Here is a 20,478-nt window from a genome sequence, read left to right on the forward strand (position 1 = left end):
TAGGGGCCCCCGGTCCGACGGGCGAGGAGCACCGCTCGACCATCCCGCTCCGCCGCCCGGCGGTGCCCGTCCTCGGCGCCCGGCTACGGTGCCGGGATCCAGGACGGGGTGGCGAGGAGGCCGGGGTGCGGGTCGTGGTGGTGGGCGCCGGGGTCGTCGGCGCGGCCGTGGCCCACCACCTGGCGCGGGCGGGCGCGGCCGTGACCCTCCTCGAGACCTCCACACCGGCGTCGGGGGTGACGGGCCGGTCCTTCGGCTGGATCGGCGAGCCGGGCGGGGCCGACCCGGTCGACGCCAGCACGGTGCTCCGGCGGACCGCCCTGGTGGACTACCGCCGGCTGGAGCAGGAGCTCCCGGGCCTGGTGGTGCGCTGGTGCGGGTCGCTGGGCTGGGGCTCCGCCCCGCTGCCCCGCGCCGCGGACCTGGCGCCCGGTGAGCGCCTCGTGGACGCGGACGCGGTGCGCCGCCTCGAGCCGCACCTGCGGGAGCCCCCCGGCGTCGCCCTGCTGAGGACCACCGACGGGGTGGTCGAGCCGGCGGCCGTCACCGCGGCGCTGGTCGCCGGAGCCCGTGGGCACGGGGCGGTCGTGCACCTCGACCGTCCCGTCACCGCCCTGCGGCAGGTGGGCGGCCGCGTCGTCGGCGTGGACACCCCCACCGGTCCGCTCCCGGCGGACCGGGTGGTGCTCGCGGCGGGTGCGGCGACCGCGGCGCTCTGCGCGCCGCTGGGGGTGGGCCTGCCGCTCCGGGCCTCGCCGGCCCTGCTGCTGCACCTCGACGCCCCGCCTGGGCTGGTGCGCACCGTCGTGGACGGACCTGACCTCGAGGTGCGGGAGGCCGCGCCCGGCCACCTGCTGGCCGCCGAGGAGCACCGGGGGCAGACGACCCGGGACGACCTGCAGCGCGCCGGCAGCGCCGTCCTCGCCCGGCTCCGGGCCCGCTTCCGCGGGGCGGCGGAGGTCCGGGTGGCCGACGTCCAGGTCGGGGCGCGGCCGATGCCCGCCGACGGTCTGCCGCTCGTCGGACCCCTGCCCGGTCACCCCGAGGTGCACGTCGTGGTGATGCACTCCGCCGTCACGCTGGCGCCCGTGGTCGGCCGGCTGGTGGCGGCGGAGCTGGTCGGCGGGACCCCGGCGCCCGCGCTGCAGGGGCTGCGCCCCGGTCGCCCTGCGCCGGCCGCGGGGGCGGCCGGCCGGCGGTAGCGTCGGGGCCATGGACGACCCGGAGCGCCCGGCCAGCGCCGCCGACGTGCACGCGGTCGCGGCCGGGATGCCGCACGTCGTCGTCGACGGGTCCCCCGACCGGCCCGTCTACCAGGTGGGGGGCAAGAGCTTCGTGTTCTTCCGCAGCCCGCGGCCTGACGCCGTCGACCCGGTCACGGGGGAGCGCTACGACGACGTCGTCGTCGTCTGGGTGCCCGACCAGGCGGAGAAGCTCGCCCTGGTGCAGGATCCCGGCTCGCCCTGGTTCACCACCCCCCACTTCAACGGCCACCCCTCGGTGCTGGTGCGCACCAGCCGGCTGGCCGAGCTGAGCGTGGGCGAGCTGACCGAGGTCGTCCAGGACGCCTGGCGGTGCCGGGCCTCCGTCCGCCGGGCAGCAGCGTGGGACGCGGAGCACCGTCCCGAGCGCTGACCACCCTGCATCGGCCGTGTCCCGGACTGAGGGTCCGGCCCACGGGACGCGGCGCCCCGGACCAATCCGAACGGCCCCGGGCTCAGAACCACACCAGGGCCGGGTCGACGGACGTCCCTGACGGCGTCCTGACCCGGCCCAGGGCCGTCGCGGACCGCGGGGAGCGGGTCGCGGCGGCTCGCCCGGGGGACGAGCTGCCGGCCGGCGGCCGCAGCGGGACCGGGGCGACCCTTGCGCCCTCGTCGCGCGAGCGGCTATACCGGAGCCACGTCCCCCACCGGCACCGCGCGGCTCCCACCCCGATGGTCTCCGGCCGAGGACGCCGCTCACCCCACGCCCCGACGGAGAGGCTCGCCGTGCTGCCCACGCGCACCACCCGAGGGAGGGCGGCAGCAGGTGTGGCGGTCGCCGCCCTCCTCCTGCCCCTGGTCACCCTGACCGCACCCGCCACGGCGGCCACCGCCGTCCTCGACCCCGCCCTGGCCCGCTCGGCCGAGCTGACGGAGACCTCCCGGCTCAGCGAGCGGCGGACCGTCGTGACCGGCGACCGCGCCTGGGTGCTGGGCACCGCCGACGGCCGGTTCCCCGCGGCGGGCTTCCACACCCGCGGGGAGATGGGCGGCTTCTGGCTGCCCGACCTCAAGCTGCTGGACGGGATGTGGTTCGGCATCAACGGCCGCTGGATCGGCGAGGGCACCCGGACCACCACCGGCTGGGGCTACGTCCGCACCGACCTGCCGGTCACCGACGGCGTCCGGGCCAGCCGCACCGACGTCGTGCCGGACGGCGTCTCCGGCGCCCTGGTCGGCCTGACCCTGCGGGCCGACCGCACCCGGACCATCACGCTGCGCGCCGACGCGCACTCGGAGCTGCTCAGCTCCTACCCGTGGGGCGAGACCACGCCGAGCCAGACCGACGTGAACCGGCCCGACACCGCCGCCGCCCGGGCCCGCACCCTGGAGTTCACCGACCGCGGCAACCCGCCGGGTGCGACCACCGGGGCGCACGACTGGGCGGCCGTCGTCGGTTCCACGCTGCGGCCGACGGCGTCGACCACCGGCCCCGACCACCGCGGTCCGCAGGACCCCGCCGTCATCTGCCCCGCCTCGGGACCGGCGTCCCCGACGCAGCCGCCGCGCTGCGACGACACGGCCTACGGCCGGGGCGCCGGCGGGCAGCTGACCTACCGGGTGAAGCTGCGGGCCGGTCAGGTCCGCACCGTCTGGTTCGGCGTCGGCGGCTCCACCGAGGGCGTGGCCGACGCGCGCGCCGAGCTGCGGGCGGCCCTGCAGGACCCGGTCGGCGCCCTGGAGGACAAGGTGGCCGAGCGGCAGCGGATCGACGCGCGGACCGTCGTCGACCTCCCGGGGGACCCCCGGCTGGCCGCCAGCGTGCGCTGGTCCAAGCAGATGCTGGCCGCCTCGGAGCAGACCGTCGACGACCCGCAGCTCCGGGTCGTCAACGCCGGCAAGGCCTACCCGGCGCCGGTCGGGACCCTCGACAGCATGACCTGGCTGGGGGCCGGCTGGCCGGACTACACCTGGCTGTTCGGCACGGACGGTGAGTACACCGCCTACGCCGCCGTCGCGGCAGGGCAGTTCGAGCCGATCAAGGCGCACCTCCGCGCGCTCCGGGACGTCTCCGAGGTGGTCAACGAGGGCAGCGGCAAGATCGTCCACGAGGTCACGCCCGACGGCGCCGTCTACTTCGGTGCCAACGCGGACCCGGGCAACACCGACGAGTCGGCGAAGTACCCCTCGGCCGTCAACCTGGTGTGGAAGTGGTCGGGCGACCGGGCCTTCCTGCGCGACCTCTACCCGGCCAGCGTCAAGGCCATGCGGCACGTCGCCAGCCTGGACGCCGACGAGGACGGGTGGCCGGAGGGGCTGGGCAACGTCGAGCGTCCCGGGATGGGGGAGGAGAAGCTGGACAACGCCGTCTACACCCTCCGCGGCTACGCCGACCTGGCCGACCTCGCCCGGGCCCGCGGCGACAGGGCCACCCGCCGGTGGGCGCTCGGCCGGGCCGACCGGCTGCTGCAGAGGTTCGAGGACACCTGGTGGTTCGGCGGCGACACCCGTTCCTACGCCGACTCGCTCCGCGACCCCGACGACGTGAAGGTGTTCCAACGGCACTGGATCGGGCTGACACCCACCGACGCGGTGCTGCCACGGATCCCCGGCCGCGCGTCGGGGCCCCTGGCCAGCCGCGAGCACGCCCTGAGCACGCTCGAGCAGCACGAGCGGGCCTGCTACACCGGTGAGCTCGGTCTGTTCCACACCGGCACCGGTCCCACGTCGGCGCCGGCCGGCAACCCCGGGGACAGCTGCGACTCCGAGGTCTCGGCGGTCCCCAGCGAGCGGAACGTGTTCACGCTGAACTCGGCCATCGCCGCGGTGAGCGAGGGCAACTACGGGCGGCTGGCCGCCGACCAGCAGGGCCGCTACACGTCGGGCAACGCCCGCAGCCAGCTCGACCCGGAGCTGTGGGAGATGCCCGGGATGATGCCGGAGATCGTGCGCAGCCCCGACGCGCCGGCGAACATCGACCGGCTCTTCACCCAGCGCTCGATGGTCATGCAGGCCTGGGGTGCCTACGGGACGCTGTGGCCGGTCGTGCACCAGTGGCTGGGCGTCTCGCCCGACGCCGGACGGGGCCGGGTGGCCGTCGTGCCTCAGGTGCCCGTCGGCCAGACCCGGGCCTCGGGCCGGGCGATCCGGGTGGGCCGCGGCAGCCTCGACGTCGCCGCGCGGCACCGGGGCACTGCCTACCGCACCGAGGTGACCCGGCACGGGCGCACGGCGCTGACCATCGGCGCGGTGCTGCCGGCCGGGTCCCGGGTCGCCACGGCGACCCTCGACGGGCGGGGGGTGCGCCCCACCCTCACGCGGACGGCCCGGGGCGTGGAGGCGACGGTGCGGGTACGGGCCGGGTCCGGGACCTCGACCCTGGTCGTGACGGTCCGGTAGTGCAGGAGCCGGGGCGCGCGCGGACCGCGGCCCTGGCGCTGGCGCTGAGGTAGCAGCAGCCCCCGTCGGAGCGACGGGGGCTGCCGCTCGTCCCTCCCCAGGAACGTCAGACGTCCCCTCCCGTACCCCGTGGTCGTCGATCCAATCGCGTGCACGGGGTGCGAGATCCACGCGGTGGCGCGGGCCGGGTGGACCCGCTAACCCGAGCTGCCGGAGGAGGGCGGGGTCGACGTCGGTCCGAGCCGGAGAAAGCGTTTCCTGACCCGTCCCGGGGGCGAGCCGACGCCTGCCGACTCCGCCCCGGGCCGAGGGCGGCCGGACCCGGGTGGGCGTCGGCCCGTGACGGTGGCCGCTCACAGCCTCCTGACAGGCGGAAACGGTCGGCAGCAGGGCCTCCGGCCACCCGTTGGTGCGCGGCTGACGCAACCCGTTGACAGCCACGAACCCGACGTCTAGGGTCCAGAAAGCGCTTTCACATCACCGTCGAGGGGAAGTTCCATGGGCTTGAATCGTAGGCAGTTCCTGACCGGCAGCCTGGCGGTCGCCGCCGCCACGGCGGGCCTGAGCGCCTGCGGGGGCGGCTCGAGCAGCGGGGGGAGCGGGGGGAGCGGCGACGGGTCGGCGGACCTCGCCTTCGCCTGGTGGGGCAACGACGTGCGCAACAAGAACACCGCGGCGGCGGTCACGGCGTACACCGCGGCCAACCCGACGGTGAAGATCTCCCAGCAGCCGGGGGAGTGGGCGAGCTACTGGGACAAGCTGGCCACCCAGACCGCCGGCAACACCGCGCCCGACATCATCCAGATGGACGTCGCCTACATCAGCGAGTACGGCAGCCGCGGAGCCCTCCTCGACCTGGAGAAGAACGGCGCCGACGTCTCGAAGTTCGCTCCGGGCACCGTGGACTCCGGCAAGGTCGACGGCCAGCTGGTCGGGATCAACGCCGGCGTGAACGCCGCGGTCATCCTGGCCAACCCCAAGGTCTTCGAGAAGGCCGGGATGGACCTGCCCGACGACACCACCTGGACGTGGGACTCGATGATGGCCACCGCGTCGGAGGTCGCCGCCAAGGCGGACGTGCCGACCGGCGTCGCCGCGATGTTCCCCACCGACGTGATGTTCGCCGCGTTCCTGCGGCAGAACGGCAAGGAGCTGTGGAAGGACGGCCAGCTGGGCTTCGAGGCGGCCGACGCCCAGAGCTGGTTCGACCTGATGATGAGGTTCCAGGACGCCAAGGCCATGGGGACGCCGTCGGCGATGACCGAGGAGGCCACCAAGCCCGTCGACCAGGCGGCCATCGCGGTCGGGTCCGCGGCCATGCAGACGTCGAACTCCAACCAGCTGGAGGCCCTCAGCGCCGCGGCCGGGACGGAGCTGGTGCTGCTGCGCTTCCCGAGCCTGACGGGCAAGGCCACCGAGCGGAAGGCCTGGTACAAGGCGTCGATGCTGTTCTCGGCCTCCGCGCGCAGCAAGGACCCCGAGGCCGCCGTCGCCTTCATCAACTGGCTGGTGAACTCTCCCGACGCCGCGAACGCGAACCTCGCGGAGCGCGGCATCCCCGCCAACACCGAGATCGCGGCGGCCATCCAGCCGAAGCTGTCCAAGGTCCAGCAGACCGTCGCGAAGTTCATCGCCGACATCGAGCCCGAGCTGAGCGGCACGCTGCCGAACCCGCCGGCCGGCGGAGGCACCCTGGGCGCGGTGATGCTGCGCTACGAGACCGACGTGCTGTTCCAGAAGTCGAGCACGGCCGACGCGGCCCAGAAGTTCGTGGACGAAGTCAAGTCGAATCTGACGGCCTGACGCCATGAGCGTCATCTCCGAGCTCTCGAGCATCAGCCGCACCAAGGCCAGGACCCCGGAGGAGAGGCGGCGGCGGGCGAAGGAGGCCGGCCGGGACGACAAGGCGGGCTACCTCTTCCTGCTGCCGTGGCTGATCGGCCTGGTGGTGATCACCATCGGGCCGATGCTGGCCTCGCTCTACCTGTCGTTCACCGACTACAGCCTGATCCAGCCGCCGGAGTGGAGCGGTCTGGACAACTACGCCCGGATGCTCCAGGACGCCCGGCTGCACAACTCGATCAAGGTCACCTTCACCTACGTGCTGGTCTCGGTGCCGCTGCAGCTGCTGCTGGCGCTCGGCATCGCGGTGCTCCTCGACAAGGGGATGCGCGGGCTCTCGCTCTACCGGTCGCTGTTCTACCTGCCCTCGATGCTCGGTGCCTCCGTCGCCATCGCGGTGCTGTGGCGGCAGATGTTCGGCGGCGAGGGGCTGGTCAACCAGCTGCTGCAGGCCGTCGGCATCAACGCCACCACCGGCTGGATCTCCGACCCGTCCTACGCCCTGGGGACCATCATCCTGCTGCACATCTGGACGTTCGGGTCGCCGATGGTGATCTTCCTGGCCGGGCTGCGGCAGATCCCCGCCATGTACTACGAGGCGGCCGCCGTCGACGGGGCGAGCCGGTGGACGCGGTTCACCAAGATCACGCTGCCGCTGCTGTCGCCGATCATCTTCTTCAACCTCGTGCTGCAGGTCATCGGGGCCTTCCAGTCCTTCACCCAGGCCTTCGTCGTGTCCAACGGGACCGGTGGTCCGTCGGACTCGACGATGTTCTTCACGCTCTACCTGTACCAGCGCGGCTTCGGGCAGTTCCAGATGGGCTACGCCTCGGCGATGGCCTGGCTGCTGGTGGTCATCGTCGGGGTCCTCACCGCCATCAACTTCTTCGCCTCCAAGTACTGGGTGTTCTACGATGACTGATCTCCAGACACGTCCGCAGACGGCCCCCCGAGGCGGCCCCGCCCCGGCGGCGACCTCGGAGCACCGACGGCACCTCCTGCTCGGTCGCGGCCGGTCGGTCCTCAAGCACGTGGTGCTGGTCCTCGTCAGCCTGGTGATGATCTACCCGCTGCTGTGGATGCTCGTCAGCTCGTTCCGGCCGACCGAGGTGATCTTCCGCAGCCCCGGGCTCTGGGTCAACGACCTGATCACGACCAACTACACGTCCGGGTGGAACGCGCTCAGCAACCCCTTCGGCCACTACCTGCTCAACTCGGCGGTCGTGGTGGTCGGGGCGGTCGTCGGGAACCTGCTGTCGTGCTCGCTGGCGGCGTACGCGTTCGCCCGGCTGAAGTTCCGGCTGAAGACGCTGTGGTTCTCGATCATGCTCGTGACGATCATGCTGCCGATCCACGTGATCGTGGTCCCGCAGTACATCCTCTTCAACCAGCTGGGCTGGATCAACACCTTCATCCCGCTGGTGCTGCCCAAGTTCCTCGCCACGGACGCGTTCTTCGTGTTCTTGATGGTCCAGTTCATCCGCGGCATCCCGCGCGAGCTGGACGAGGCCGCCCGGATCGACGGCTGCGGTCACGGGAAGATCTTCCTCCGGGTGATGATCCCGCTGATGGGCCCGGCGCTCGCCACCACCGCGATCTTCACCTTCATCTGGACCTGGAGCGACTTCTTCACCTCGCTCATCTACCTGACCGACCCGGACAAGTACACCGTCCCGGTGGCGCTGCGGTCCTTCCTGGACTCCACCAGCGGCAGCAACTGGGGCGCCATGTTCGCGATGTCGATCGTCTCCCTCGTGCCGATCTTCCTGGCCTTCCTGTTCGGCCAGCGGTTCCTGGTCAAGGGCATCGCCACCACCGGCGGCAAGTGACCGGCACCGCCCGTCCCCTGCCCCCTCCTCCTCCTCCCACCTCACCTCGAGAGAAGACCCCCACGTGACTGCCAGACGCCGCTACATCCTGGTCGGCACGGGCCACCGGGCGCAGATGTACCTCGACGCGATCGCCGGCGCACACCGCGACGACGCCGAGCTCGTCGCCCTCGTGGAGCCGAACCCCGGCCGGCTCGCCGCCCACCTCGACCGGCTCGCCGGCACGGGCCTCGACGTCAGCGCGGTCGAGCGAGCCCACCCCGACGAGCTCGAGCAGGTCATCGCGCGGACCCGGGCGGACCGCGTGATCATCACCTCGCCCGACTACACGCACGCGGGGATGATCGTCCGCGGGCTGGACGCCGGCGTGGACGTCGTCGTCGAGAAGCCGCTGACCATCGACCCGGAGAGCGTGCGCCGGATCGCCGCGGCGGTGGAGAGCTCGGGCCGGCAGGTCGTCGTCACCCACAACTACCGCTACTCCCCGCGGAACTCCGGTCTCAAGGAGCTGATCAAGGACGGCGCCGTCGGCCGCCCGCTCTCGGTGACGTTCGAGTGGGTGCTGGACACCGCCCACGGGGCCGACTACTTCCGTCGCTGGCACCGCGACAAGGCGAACTCGGGCGGACTGCTGATCCACAAGGCCTCCCACCACTTCGACCTGATCAACTGGCTGCTGGCCGACGCGCCCGTCTCGGTGTACGCGCGGGGAGGGGTGCTCTTCTACGGGGCCGAGGCCGCCGCCGGGCGCGGCCTGGCGCCCAGCCCACCGCGCGGCACCCACGACGGCGAGCACACGCCCTGGGAGCTGGACCTGCGCAGCGACGCGTGGATGAAGACGCTCTACCTCGACAACGAGGCCCACGACGGTTACCTGCGCGACCAGGACGTCTTCGGCGAGGGCATCACCACCGAGGACAACCTGGCTCTCGTCGTCGACTACGGCCGCGGGGCGACGCTCAGCTACGCGCTGAACGCCCACGCGCCCTGGGAGGGCTACCGGATCGCCGTCAACGGCACCGAGGGCCGGGCCGAGCTCGAGGTCGTCGAGCGGGCCGCCGTGCTCACCGACGCGGAGGGCCGCGTCGTCGTCGACCCCAGCGCGCTGCCGGCGTCCTCGAGCCGGTCCGGCGGCGAGCGGCTGACCCTGCAGCGGCACTGGGAGGCGGCGCAGGACGTCAAGATCGAGCAGGGCGAGGGGGGCCACGGCGGTGGGGACGCCCTGCTGCTGGCCGACGTCTTCCGCGGCCCGGGCGACGACTGGCTCGAGCGACCGTCCACCTGGGTGGACGGCGTCCGCTCCATCGCCGTCGGCCTGGCCGGCAACGAGTCGCTGCGGACCGGGCTGCCCGTCCGGGTGGCCGACCTCGCGCTCGGCGTGGAGGTGGCGCGCTGACCTCCCACCCCGGTCCTGCGGCCCTGCGGGCCGGGTTCGCCCGGCCGCCGCGCACCGCCGCTCCGATGGTGCGCTGGTGGTGGTTCGGCCCGTCCGTGCGCCGCGACGAGCTGGACCGGGAGCTGACGGCGATGGCCCGGGCGGGCTTCGGCGGGGCGGAGGTCTCCTACGTCTACCCCCTCGGGCCGGTCGAGCACCCGCTGCTGTCGGCGGGCTTCCTGGCCGACCTCCGCTTCGCGGCGGAGCGGGCGGCGGCGCTGGGCCTGCGGTTCGACCTCACCCTGGGCAGTGGCTGGTCCTTCGGAGGGCCCCACACGACCCCCGAGCTCGCCGCCCGCAAGCTGCGCTGGGAGCGCCGGGAGATCGGTCCTGGTCCCCTCCGGGTCCCGGTGGTCGCGGCCTGGCCCGGTGACGCGCTGGTCGCCGCCTTCGTCGGGGCCGGCTCGCTGCAGGAGCAGCCCGAGGCGTGGCAGCCGGTCCCCGTCGTGGACGGGGTCCTGGAGGTCCCGGACGGGACCGGCACCCGGGTGGTGCTGCTGGCCACCGCCCAGCACACCGGCCAGAACGTCAAGCGCGCTGCGGTGGGCGCCGAGGGCCCGGTCCTCGACCACTACAGCGCCGCCGCGACGGACGCCCACCTGCGCGCGGTGGCCGACCCGCTGCTCGACGCGGTCCCCGCCTCGCTGCTCGGCTCGGTGTTCTGCGACAGCCTGGAGGTGTACGAGGCCGACTGGACGCCTGCGCTGCCCGAGGAGTTCGCCCGACGCTGCGGCTACCCGCTGCTCCCGGTGCTGCACGCCCTGGCGGCCGACGGCCCCGACAGCGCCCGGGTGCGGGCCGACCACCACCGGACGCTGGTGCAGCTCTACGAGGAGAACTTCGTCCAGCGGATCCAGCGGTGGGCGTCCGCCCGCGGGGTCCCGTTCCGGCTCCAGGGTTACGGCACCCCGCCCGCGACCGTCAGCAGCTACCGGTTCGCCGACCTGCCGGAGGGGGAGGGCTGGGGCTGGAAGACGGTCACCCAGACACGCTGGGCCTCCTCGGCCGGGCACCTCTACGACCGTCCCGTCATCTCCTCCGAGGTGTGGACCTGGGTGCACTCGCCCTCGTTCCGGGCGACGCCGCTGGACCTCCAGGGCGAGGCTCACGACCACCTGCTCAACGGCGTCAACCAGCTGGTCGGGCACGGCTGGCCCTGCTCACCGCCCGACGCCCCGGGCCTCGGCTGGTTCTTCTACGCCGCCGGCGCGATCGACGACCGGAACCCGTGGTGGGCCGCCATGCCCGGGCTGAACGCCCAGCTCACCCGGCTCTGCTGGCTGCTGCGGCAGGGCGACCCGGTGGCCGACGTCGCGGTCTACGTCCCCGACGAGGACCTCTTCGCCACGATGGGCACGGCCGTCGGCGGCTCCCTGGACCTCTGGCGGGAGGCCCGCGGGCGGATCGGGGACGGCGTCCCCGCGGCGGTCCGGGAGTCCGGCCTGGACTACGACCTCGTCGACGACGACGCCCTCGCCGTCGTGGCGCCCGACCGCTACCGGGTGGTCGTGCTGCCCGCCACCACCACGGTGCCGGCGGCCACGGCCAGCTGGCTCGACCACGTGAGCGCCGCCGGGGGGACGGTGCTGCGGCTGGGCTCGAGCGTGGACGTGCCCGGAGCCGTCGACGTCGTCGCCGAGGACCTGGCCCAGGCCCTGCTGGCCGCCGTCGCCCCCGATCTCGCCCTGGCCCCCGACAGCCCGGACCTCGGCTTCGTCCACCGCCACCTGCCCGACGCCGACGTCTACCTGCTGGCCAACACCGGGCCCGCCGACCGGACCGCCGAGGTCACGCCACGCGCGGAGCGGTCCTGGTGGGCGGTCTGGGACGCCCGCACCGGCGACGTCCGGCGGACGGGGCCGGCCGCGGAGCCGCTCGTGCTCACCCTGGAGCCCTACGAGGCGGTGGTGCTGGTGCTGACCGACGACGAGCCCGCCGCTCCGACCGTCCCGGCGCCGCCCGGCGGTGCCGCACGGGTCCAGCCGCTCGCCGACGGCTGGCGGGTGGCCTTCGACGCCGGGCCCGACGAGCCGGTGGCGCTGCCGCACCTCTGGGAGGAGCAGCCGGGACGGCGCCACCACGCGGGGGCGGCCGTCTACCGGACCGCCTTCGAGCTGGACGGCCTGGGCCCGGGTGCGGTCGTCGTGCTGGACCTGGGCAGCGCCGAGGTGCGGGACGACGACGCCCAGCCCGTGCACGTCGGGATGGTCGGGCCCTCCTACCGGGCGGCGGCGCGGCCCCCGGTGGGCGAGGTCGCCACGGTCCGCGTCAACGGCGTCGACTGCGGCCTGGTGTGGGCTCCGCCCTACCGGGTGGACGTCACGGCCGCCGTCCGGGCCGGGCAGAACCGGCTGGAGGTGGAGGTCGCGAACACGGCGGCCGGGGCGCTGGCCGCCGACGAGCACATCGGCCCGCTGGCCGCGGCGAGCGAGGAGCGCCACGGGCGCCGGTTCCGGATGCAGCAGCTGGACCGAGCCCTGGACACCGTCCGGTCGGGTCTGCTCGCCGTCCCGGTGCTGCGGATCCGCGAGCCCTAGCTGGACGAGCCGTGGACGAAGTCAGACTAGACGACCAGTTCCTCCACGGCTTGTCGGCCGGCCAGCGAGGCCGCCCGCGCCCGGAGACCGTCGAGGTCGCCGCTGGTGAGGGTGTCGCCGAACAGCGCCGCGCTGACGCCGACGGCGACCGCACCGAGGCGCAGGTACTCGGCCGCCGCCTCCAGCGTGACGCCGCCCGTCGGCATCAGCGCCACGTCGGGCAACGGGCCCCGCAGCTCGCGGAGGTAGTCCAGGCCGCCCAGCGGTCCGATGGGGGACACCTTGACGGCGGGCACCCCCGTCTCCCAGGCCGAGACGATCTCGGTGGGGGTCAGCGCGCCCGGCACGTAGCTGAGGCCGAGCGCGACGGCGGCCTCCACCAGCCGCGGCAGGAAGACCTGGCTCACCGCGAAGTGGGCGCCCGCGTCGGCCGCGCGCCGCAGGTCGTCCGGCGTCCGGACGGTGCCCACGCCCAGCACGGCGTCGGGCAGCGCCTCCCCCGCCGCCGTCAGCGCGTCGAGCGCCCCCTCGGTGGTCAGGGTGTACTCGAAGACGCCGAGGCCGGCCTCGTGCAGCGTCCGGGAGGAGGCGACGAAGTGCCGGGCGTCGGGGGCCCGCATCACGGCGACCACCGCCCCGGGCGGGAGCGCGGAGCGGCGGCGGTCCGGCGTGGTCGAACTGGTCATGCGATCCCCTCGTGGGCGTCCGTGTCGGCGAGAAAGCGCTTCCTCACCGCTGGTCCGGGGAGCCTACCGCCGACGTCGCGGCCCCGGCAACGAGGCCGGCGCGGTCAGAGGGCGTCGCCGAGGAACCGCCAGGCCTCGTCCTGCATCGGCCCGTCGAAGACGTGCCCACCCGGCCGGAGGCGGCCGCGGTACCGGTCCCCGCCGGCGTGCAGCTCCTGCAGCCGGGCGTGGGCGGCCCGCATCCCCGCGGGCGGGAAGAGCGGGTCGGACTCCTGGTACTGGACCAGGAACCGGGCCCGGCCCAGGGCGGTGAGGTCGGGCCAGTCGCGCCAGGCGGCCAGCCGGGGCACGTGCAGCAGCCACGAGTGGCTGTCCAGGTGGGCGGGCACGAGGGAGGCGGACGTCGCCATCATGCAGCTGACGACGGCGGCCCGCAGCCGGTGGTCCAGCGCGGCGAGCAGCAGGCCGCGCCCGCCGCCCCCGGAGAACCCGAACGCGCCGAGCCGGTCCGCGTCCGTGCCCGGGTCGGCGGCCAGCACCTCGAGGGCGACCAGGTCGTCGGCCACCACCAGGCCGGCGAAGGTCTGGCCGAGCACGCCGGCCGCCTTGGCGAGGGTGTCCTCGTGCAGGTTCGCGAGGACGTCGAAGCGCTCGTCCGGGTCGAGCGCGACCCCCAGCTCGCGCCAGCGGGCCTCGTGGGCCTCGAACTGGGCCGCCAGCCGCGGCGTCGGCCGGCTGAGGTCGAAACGGCGGCTGCCCCAGGAGAACGCGTCGTGCACGAGCACCGCCACGCCCCGCCGGGCGAGGTCGTTGGCGGGCGCCCGGCCGTCGTACCAGTCCTGCCGCAGCCGGACCGCCCGTGGAGCCGTGCCCGGTCCGGAGTCGACCAGCTGCTCGCCGCCCACCGAGCGGACGCCGCCGTGGCAGTGCAGGCCGAGCACGCCGGGCAGCGGTCCGTCGACGCCCGCCGGGCGGAGCAACCAGCCGGTCGTGTCCGGTCCGAAGCCCACCGACCAGCGCAGCCGCCGCACGGCGACGCCGTCCACCGTGCTGCTGCCCTCGTCGTGCACCCGCGGGGCGGGGGACCGGGCCGGCAGCCCCAGGATCTGGCCGAGCGCGGTGCTCTCCGCGTCGGCCCCGACGAAGGGCGCGGCCGCCCGCGCTGCCGCCGGCCAGTCGGGGTAGCCGGCCAGGGCGTCCGGCGACGGCGGCGTCAGGAGGCGGCCTCGGCGCCGACCGTGCGGGCCGGCGCCGGGCCGGTGCTGCCGCGCACCTCCAGCCGCGGCCGGAACAGGATGGTGTGGCCGGGGGCGCGGGAGCCCAGCAGCTCGGCCATCCGGTGCCAGGCCTGCTCGCCCAGCTCGGTCACCGGGACCGAGGCCGTGGTGAGCGGCGGGGTCAGGTAGCGGGCGAAGGGGATGTCGTCGAAGCCGGTGACCGACACGTCGTCGGGCACCCGGACCCCGCGCTCGCCGAGAGCGCTCATCAACCCCATCGCGACCAGGTCGTTGAAGGCCAGCACGCCCGTGGCGCCGGAGGCGAGGACGCCGTCGGCCGCATCGTGCCCCTCGGCGAAGTTGACCCCGCAGGGCTCGACCCGGACCGCGACGTCGGGGTGCTCGGCCGAGAAGGCGCGGAGCGCGGCCAGCCGCTGGAGGTTCGACGAGCTCTGGGGGGCCCCGGCGAGGTAGAGCAGGGTGCGGTGCCCCTCGGCCCGCAGCAGGTGGAGCAGCTCGGTCAGCCCGCTGCGGTAGTCCGCGGTCACGGCCGGGGTGCCGGTGGAGCGCGCCTCGCGGTTGACCAGCACCACCGGCTGCAGCTGGGTCAGCAACCGCTCCAGGTCGTCCTCGGGCATCCGCGGGGCGCAGAGGACGATGCCGTCGCACCGCCGCCGCGTCTCGACCGCCAGGATGCGCTCCTCCTCGACCGACTCCACGGAGTCGGCGACCAGCACGTGGTAGCCGTCCCGGGCCGCAGCCCGGCTGAGGCCGCGCAGCACGCCGTGGAACGTCGGGTTCTCCAGGTCGGGCACGACGACCGCGACGGTGTTGGTGCGGCCCAGCACGAGGCTGCGGGCCAGCGGGCTGGCGGTGTAGTCGAGCGCGTCGGCGGCCGCGCGCACCTTGGCGGCCAGCGCCTCGTCCACCCGGGCGTTGCCGTTCAGGACGCGCGACACCGTGGAGAGCGAGACGCCGGCGCGGGCCGCCACGTCGGCGATGGTGCGCGAGCGCTCGTGCGGTCGACCGGTCACCCGGGGTCTCCCTCCTTCGGCTCGTCATCCCTGCTGACCACCCGACCGCTCTCCCGTCCGGTAGCCGCTCCGCATCCTATCGTGTAGCGTGAAAACGCTTTCTCACGCCTGGCGACGAGGCCGGGTCCGAGCACAGACAGGGGCCAGCCCATGGACCACCGCGACCTCACGCCCACCCCGCCCAGCCGCGTGCTGGTCACCGGAGGGGCGGGCCGGCTGGGCCGGACCGTCGTCGCCGGCCTGCGGGAGCGGGGCCACACCGTGGTCTCGGTCGACCGGGAACCGGGCGACGACCCCGGGAGCCTGGTTGCCGACCTCACCGACGCCGCCGCGACCGAGGCCGTGCTGGCCGACGTCCGGCCCGAGGCCGTGGTCCACCTGGCGGCCATCGCCGTGCCGTTCAGCGCCCCGGAGCCGGTGATCCTGCAGACCAACACGATGCTGGCGTGGACCGTGCTGTCGGCGGCGGTCGCCGCGGGTGTGCCGAAGGTCGTCGTGGCCAGCAGCCCGACGGTCCACGGCTACGGCGCGCCCACCGGCTGGGTGCCGGCGTCGCTGCCGCTGGACGAGGAGTCCCCGGCCCGGCCCTGGAACGCCTACAGCCTCTCCAAGCTGACCGCCGAGCACGTCATGCGCACCCTCGTCGCCCAGGTGGGGGACCGGGTGCGGTTCGCCGCCTTCCGGCCCTGCTTCGTCATCGCGCCGGAGGAGTGGCACGGGGCGCTGACCCAGCAGGGCCACACGGTCGCGGAGCGGCTGGCCAACCCCGCCCTGTCCGCGCCGGCCCTGTTCAACTACCTCGACGCCCGGGACGCGGCGTCCTTCGTCGACGCGCTGCTGGCCGGCCTGCCCGACATCCCCAACGGCGAGACCTTCCTCGTGGGCGCCGACGACGCGCTGGCCACGGCGCCGCTGGCCGAGCTGCTGCCCCGGTTCCACCCCGGCACAGCCGCTGCCGCGCAGGCGCTCACCGGCACCGCCCCGGCGTTCGCCAACGGCAAGGCGCGGCGGCTGCTGGGCTGGCGGCCGCAGCACAGCTGGCGGACCGCCCTGGTCGACGCGCCGCGCGCCGCGGCCGGGGCGGTGCGGTGACGACGGGCACCGACGGTCCCCGCCTGGTCGAGCTGCGGACCCGGCGGCACGTCGCCCGGCTCCGGCGACCGTGGGGGCCGGACGTCGGCGTCAACCACGTCCTCGAGGTGACGGTCGTCGACAGCACGGGCGCGACGGGGACCGGCTTCAGCTGGACCCCGAGCATCGGCGCCGAGGCCGTGCACGCCCTGCTGGAGCACGACATCAGCGCCGCCGTGGTCGGCGGGCCGGTCGACCCGGAGGTCGTCTGGCCGGCCCTGTGGTCGCGGCTGCACGAGGCCGGCTCGGGCGGGCTGACCACCATCGCGATGGCCGGCCTCGACCTCGCCCTGTGGGACCTCGCCGGCCGCCGGTCGGGGCGCTCCCTCGTCGACCTGCTGGGCGCGCGGCGCGCGGGCGTCGCGGTCTACGGCAGCGGGGTCAACCTGCACTACCCGCTCGAGGAGCTGGTGGCCCAGGCGCGGCGCTGGGTGGAGGCCGGGTTCGCCAGCGTCAAGATCAAGGTCGGGGGCCCCGACCTCGCCGTCGACCACGAGCGGGTGGCGGCCGTGCGGGCGGTGATCGGTCCCGAGCGGGGGCTGATGCTCGACGCCAACCAGCGCTGGGACCTGGCGACGGCGACGGCGGCGATGGCCGTCCTCGAGGAGCACGCCCCGGCCTGGATCGAGGAGCCGCTGCGCGCGGACGACCTCGCCGGCCACGCCGAGCTGCGCCGCCGGATCGCCACCCCCGTCGCGATGGGGGAGAACCTGCACACCGTGTACCGCTTCCGCGACGCCCTCGACCTCGGCGCCTGCGACATCGTCCAGCCCAACGTCGTCCGGGTGGGCGGCATCACCCCGTTCCGCAGCATCGCGGCGCTGGCCGACGAGCGCGGTGTCGCGCTGCACCCCCACCTGCTGCCCGAGATCTCCGGCCAGCTGGCCCTCACGCTGACCCGGCCCTGCCTGGTGGAGGAGGTCGAGGACGCCTCGCTGACCGCCCTCGGGCTGCTGGCCGACCCGCCGCCGGTGGTGGTGCAGGACGGCGAGCTGCGCGTGACCGGGAGCCCCGGACTGGGCCTCGACTTCTCCGGCGCCCTCGTCGGCGCGTCGGGACGTCCGGCGTGACGGGCGGGCCCGCCCGGGTCGTCCTCGTCGGCGTCCGCGGCTTCGGGGCCGTGCACGCGGCCCGGATCGCCGGGCTGCAGCAGCAGGGGCGGGTCGAGCTGGTGGCCTGCGTCGACCCGGTCGTGGTGGCCGACCCGCCGGTCGCGCACGGGGTCCCGCTGCACCCCGACCTGCCCGCGGCCCTGGCCGTCGCCGGCCCGGTCGACGTCGTCGTGGTGGCCGCACCGCTGGGCGAGCACTTCGTCCTGGCCGAGACCGCCCTGCGGGCGGGCGCGGACGTGCTGCTGGAGAAGCCGCCGGTCGCCTCGCTCGACGACTTCGCCCGGCTGCTCGCCACGGAGACCGCCACCGGCCGGGTGGTGCAGGTCGGCTTCCAGAGCCTGGGCTCGGACGGGTTGGAGGCCTTCGCCGCGGACGCGTTCGAGATCGGCGCGGTCACCCACGTCGGTGCCGTCGGGGCCTGGTCGCGCCCGCGCGCCTACTGGGAGCGCTCGCCCTGGGCCGGCCACCGCAGCCTGGACGGCCGCGCCGTCGTCGACGGGGTCGCCACCAACCCGCTCGCGCACGCCGTGGCCACCGCCCTGGCCCTGGTGCGCGCCCGCACCGTCGACGACGTGCGGGCGGTCGACGTGGACCTGTACCGGGCGAACGCCATCGAGAGCGACGACACCTCCGTGGTCCGCGTCCACACCACCGGCGGGCGGACGGTCACCTGCGCGCTGACCCTGTGCGCGCCCGTGCAGCGGGAGCCGGTGCTGCACGTGCACGGCCCCGGCGGGTCGGCCGACTACCGCTACACCACCGACGAGGTGGTCGTCCACGGACCCGACGGACCCCGGACCCAGGTCCTCGGCCGCGAGGACCTGCTGGAGAACCTGCTCGCGCACCGCCGCACGGGTGAGCCGCTGCGGGTCCCGCTGGTCAGCACGGGGGCGTTCATGCGGGTGCTGGCCGCGGTGGCCGACGCCGACGACCCCGTCCGCATCGACCCGCGAGCCATCCGCTGGGTGGGCGAGGGGCCGGACCGGTACCCCGTCGTCGACGACGTGGAGCACTGGCTGGAGCGGGCGGCCTCCACCGGCCGCACCTTCCGGGAGCTCGGGGTGCCCTGGGCGCACGCCGGCCGCGACCGCGTGCTGGTGCGGCTCCGGGTCGAGGGCCACCGCGTCGCCGACTACCACGACGGGGCCGGCACGCTGCCGACCTCCACCCCACGGCCGGTGCTGCACCCGGTCTCGACGCTCACCGGGGTGCGGGTGTCCGCGCAGCACCCGGCCGACCACGACTGGCACACCGGTGTCGGGCTGGCCGTCCCCGACGTCGACGGCACCAACCTCTGGGGCGGTGGCACCTACGTGCACGGCCAGGGCTACCGGCTGCTGGACGACCACGGCCGGGTCGACGGTGAGCCCCCGCTGGTCACCGACGGCGGGTTCCGCCAGCGGCTGGCGTGGCGGAGCCGCGACGGCGCCGTGCTGCTCGAGGAGCAGCGGACGGTCCGCTGGGGGCCCCTCGACGGCCGGGCCTGGCACCTCCACCTCGGCACGGTGCTGCGCGCCGGGCGCGGCGCGACGGTGGGCTCGCCGGGCAGCAAGGGCCGCCCCGACGGCGGCTACGGCGGCTTCTTCTGGCGGTTCCCGGCCTGCGCGGACGTCGACGTCCTCACCGCCGACGCCCGGGGCGAGCAGGCGGTGCAGGGCACCGTCAGCCCCTGGGTGGCGTGGGCGGCCGACTTCACGGCCGCCCCCGGGGTCAGCGGCCCGGCGACGGTGGTGCTGTCCTCCCCGTCGGCCGCCGACGCGGGGGACCCCTGGTTCGTCCGGGTCCGCGACTACCCCGGGCTCGGCTCCGCCCTCGCCTGGCGGGACCCGGTGGTGCTGCCCCCGGGCGGCGAGCTCGCCCGGCGGTTCGACGTCGCCGTCGTCGACGGCCGGCTGAGCCCCGCCGAGGCCGCCGACGTGGCCGCCGCGCTGGTCGGGGTGCGGGCATGACCGGGCTCGCACCCGCCGTCGTCACGACGTCGGCCGACCACGCCGAGAAGCGGCGCCGGCTGCTGGCGGTCCTGGACGGCACGGGCGCCGAGGCGCTGGCGCTGACCGGTTCGACGGCGCTGGCCTGGTACCTCGACGGGGCGCGCAGCCACGTCAGCCTGGCCGCCGACCCGGTGCTCGCCGTCCGGGTCAGCCGGGACGCCGACGAGGTCCTGCTCACGAGCAACGAGACGGCCCGGCTGGTCCGCGAGGAGCTGCCCGGCTGGCTGACCGTCTGCGAGCGGCCCTGGTACGCGGGGCGGCCCGACCTCCACGCGCGGCCCGAGACCGCCCTGGCCGACGCCCTGCTGCGGGCCCGCTCGCCGCTGCTGCCGGTCGAGACCGAGCGGTTCGCCCGGCTGGGCGCCGACGCGGCGACCGCCCTGACCGACGTCCTCGCCGTCGCGGAGCCGTCCTGGACCGAGCGCCGGCTGGCGGGCGAGGTCGCCCGGGCCGTCGTGGAGCGCGGGGCCGACCCCCTGGTCGTCCTCGTCGGCGGCGAGGACCGTGCCCACCTGCCCCACCCGCTGCCCACCGGCGGCCCGCTGGGCCGCCGGGTCCTGGTCGTGCTGTGCGCCCGGCGGCACGGGCTGGTGGTGAACCTGAGCCGGGCCCTCGCCTTCGGAGACCTCGACGCGGCCGAGCGGGACGTCCAGGACCGGGTGCTCGCCGTGGAGCAGGCCGCCCTCGACGCGCTGGCCCCCGGGGTCACGCTGGCGGAGGTCCTGGGGGTGGTCGGCCGGGCCTACGCCACCCAGGGTTTCGGCGCCGACCACTGGCGCGGGCACCACCAGGGCGGCGTCGCCGGCTACGCCGGCCGGGACCCGCGCGCCACCCCCGACTGCTCCTTCTCCGTCGCGGTCGGCCAGGCCTTCGCCTGGAACCCGTGGGTGCCCGGGGGGAAGGTCGAGGACACCGTGCTGCTGGGCGACGACGGCCTGGAGGTGCTCAGCGTCGACCCGCGCTGGCCGTCCGTCCGGGTCGGCGGCCGCCGCCGGCCCGTCGTCTGGGAGCGCTGACCCGCCAGCGGGCCCGCCCCACCACCCACGCCGCCCCCGGGCGG

At 75.3% G+C, this 20,478-nt stretch carries 15 protein-coding genes; 12 read left to right on the plus strand and 3 right to left on the minus strand.

Annotation, left to right across the window (positions count from 1 at the left end):
- Positions 1-125: 125 nt before the first annotated feature.
- The 8 genes from BLT72_RS10230 to BLT72_RS10265 all read left to right on the plus strand — a co-directional run bounded on the left by BLT72_RS10230 (position 126) and on the right by BLT72_RS10265 (position 12,247).
- Entirely contained in the window at positions 126-1,202 is a 1,077-nt protein-coding gene (locus BLT72_RS10230) for an NAD(P)/FAD-dependent oxidoreductase (RefSeq protein ID WP_197677267.1), read from the plus strand.
- A 10-nt stretch (positions 1,203-1,212) separates the two neighbouring features.
- Entirely contained in the window at positions 1,213-1,635 is a 423-nt protein-coding gene (locus BLT72_RS10235; RefSeq protein WP_091412644.1) for an MmcQ/YjbR family DNA-binding protein, read from the plus strand.
- A 356-nt stretch (positions 1,636-1,991) separates the two neighbouring features.
- On the plus strand, positions 1,992-4,604 hold the full coding sequence (locus BLT72_RS10240; RefSeq protein ID WP_231930484.1) for a glucosidase family protein: 2,613 nt from the start codon (positions 1,992-1,994) through the stop codon (positions 4,602-4,604).
- A gap of 498 nt (positions 4,605-5,102) precedes the next feature.
- Positions 5,103-6,407: an ABC transporter substrate-binding protein gene (locus BLT72_RS10245; protein WP_091412646.1), complete on the plus strand. Its 1,305-nt coding sequence runs from the start codon at positions 5,103-5,105 to the stop codon at positions 6,405-6,407.
- Positions 6,408-6,411: 4 nt separating this feature from the next.
- Complete coding sequence (locus BLT72_RS10250; RefSeq protein WP_091412648.1) at positions 6,412-7,368, plus strand: carbohydrate ABC transporter permease; 957 nt, start codon at positions 6,412-6,414, stop codon at positions 7,366-7,368.
- On the plus strand, positions 7,361-8,275 hold the full coding sequence (locus BLT72_RS10255) for a carbohydrate ABC transporter permease (RefSeq protein WP_091412649.1): 915 nt from the start codon (positions 7,361-7,363) through the stop codon (positions 8,273-8,275). Before BLT72_RS10250 ends, BLT72_RS10255 begins: the two co-directional genes overlap by 8 nt.
- 64 nt (positions 8,276-8,339) lie before the next feature.
- Positions 8,340-9,671, plus strand: a complete 1,332-nt coding sequence (locus tag BLT72_RS10260) for a Gfo/Idh/MocA family protein (protein ID WP_091412651.1) — start codon at positions 8,340-8,342, stop codon at positions 9,669-9,671.
- A gap of 23 nt (positions 9,672-9,694) precedes the next feature.
- Entirely contained in the window at positions 9,695-12,247 is a 2,553-nt protein-coding gene (locus BLT72_RS10265; protein ID WP_280949258.1) for a glycosyl hydrolase, read from the plus strand.
- A gap of 26 nt (positions 12,248-12,273) precedes the next feature.
- Here the strand turns inward: BLT72_RS10265 and BLT72_RS10270 are convergent, their stop codons facing one another.
- The 3 genes from BLT72_RS10270 to BLT72_RS10280 all read right to left on the minus strand — a co-directional run bounded on the left by BLT72_RS10270 (position 12,274) and on the right by BLT72_RS10280 (position 15,184).
- On the minus strand, positions 12,274-12,933 hold the full coding sequence (locus BLT72_RS10270; RefSeq protein WP_091412655.1) for a bifunctional 4-hydroxy-2-oxoglutarate aldolase/2-dehydro-3-deoxy-phosphogluconate aldolase: 660 nt from the start codon (positions 12,931-12,933) through the stop codon (positions 12,274-12,276).
- Positions 12,934-13,037: 104 nt separating this feature from the next.
- Positions 13,038-14,003 carry a hypothetical protein gene (locus BLT72_RS10275; protein ID WP_197677268.1) on the minus strand — a complete coding sequence of 322 codons (966 nt, stop codon included), beginning with the start codon at positions 14,001-14,003 and terminating at the stop codon, positions 13,038-13,040.
- 143 nt (positions 14,004-14,146) lie between these two features.
- The gene (locus BLT72_RS10280) at positions 14,147-15,184 is read right to left on the minus strand and encodes a LacI family DNA-binding transcriptional regulator (protein WP_091412657.1); all 1,038 of its coding nucleotides are present in this window, start codon (positions 15,182-15,184) and stop codon (positions 14,147-14,149) included.
- 150 nt (positions 15,185-15,334) lie between these two features.
- On the opposite strand from BLT72_RS10280, the gene BLT72_RS10285 reads away from it, so the two are divergent.
- The 4 genes from BLT72_RS10285 to BLT72_RS10300 are packed head-to-tail and all read left to right on the plus strand — an operon-like array spanning position 15,335 to position 20,434.
- Positions 15,335-16,276: an NAD-dependent epimerase/dehydratase family protein gene (locus tag BLT72_RS10285; protein WP_091412658.1), complete on the plus strand. Its 942-nt coding sequence runs from the start codon at positions 15,335-15,337 to the stop codon at positions 16,274-16,276.
- On the plus strand, positions 16,273-17,385 hold the full coding sequence (locus BLT72_RS10290) for a mandelate racemase/muconate lactonizing enzyme family protein (RefSeq protein WP_091412660.1): 1,113 nt from the start codon (positions 16,273-16,275) through the stop codon (positions 17,383-17,385). Before BLT72_RS10285 ends, BLT72_RS10290 begins: the two co-directional genes overlap by 4 nt.
- Entirely contained in the window at positions 17,382-19,376 is a 1,995-nt protein-coding gene (locus BLT72_RS10295; RefSeq protein WP_091412662.1) for a DUF6807 family protein, read from the plus strand. The genes BLT72_RS10290 and BLT72_RS10295 overlap by 4 nt, the downstream gene beginning before the upstream one ends.
- Positions 19,373-20,434, plus strand: coding sequence for a M24 family metallopeptidase (locus BLT72_RS10300; protein WP_091412664.1), 1,062 nt, complete (start codon positions 19,373-19,375; stop codon positions 20,432-20,434). The genes BLT72_RS10295 and BLT72_RS10300 overlap by 4 nt, the downstream gene beginning before the upstream one ends.
- The last annotated feature ends 44 nt before the right edge of the window (positions 20,435-20,478 follow it).

It is taken from the genome of Friedmanniella luteola, assembly GCF_900105065.1.
Classification (GTDB): domain Bacteria; phylum Actinomycetota; class Actinomycetes; order Propionibacteriales; family Propionibacteriaceae; genus Microlunatus; species Microlunatus luteolus.

Coding starts and splice junctions, on each gene's coding strand:
- BLT72_RS10255 (WP_091412649.1), top strand. CDS start 7,361: ATGACTGATCTCCAGACACGTCCGCAGACGGCCCCCCGAGGCGGCCCC.
- BLT72_RS10285 (WP_091412658.1), top strand. CDS start 15,335: ATGGACCACCGCGACCTCACGCCCACCCCGCCCAGCCGCGTGCTGGTC.
- BLT72_RS10300 (WP_091412664.1), top strand. CDS start 19,373: ATGACCGGGCTCGCACCCGCCGTCGTCACGACGTCGGCCGACCACGCC.
- BLT72_RS10270 (WP_091412655.1), bottom strand. CDS start 12,933: ATGACCAGTTCGACCACGCCGGACCGCCGCCGCTCCGCGCTCCCGCCC.
- BLT72_RS10245 (WP_091412646.1), top strand. CDS start 5,103: ATGGGCTTGAATCGTAGGCAGTTCCTGACCGGCAGCCTGGCGGTCGCC.
- BLT72_RS10235 (WP_091412644.1), top strand. CDS start 1,213: ATGGACGACCCGGAGCGCCCGGCCAGCGCCGCCGACGTGCACGCGGTC.
- BLT72_RS10250 (WP_091412648.1), top strand. CDS start 6,412: ATGAGCGTCATCTCCGAGCTCTCGAGCATCAGCCGCACCAAGGCCAGG.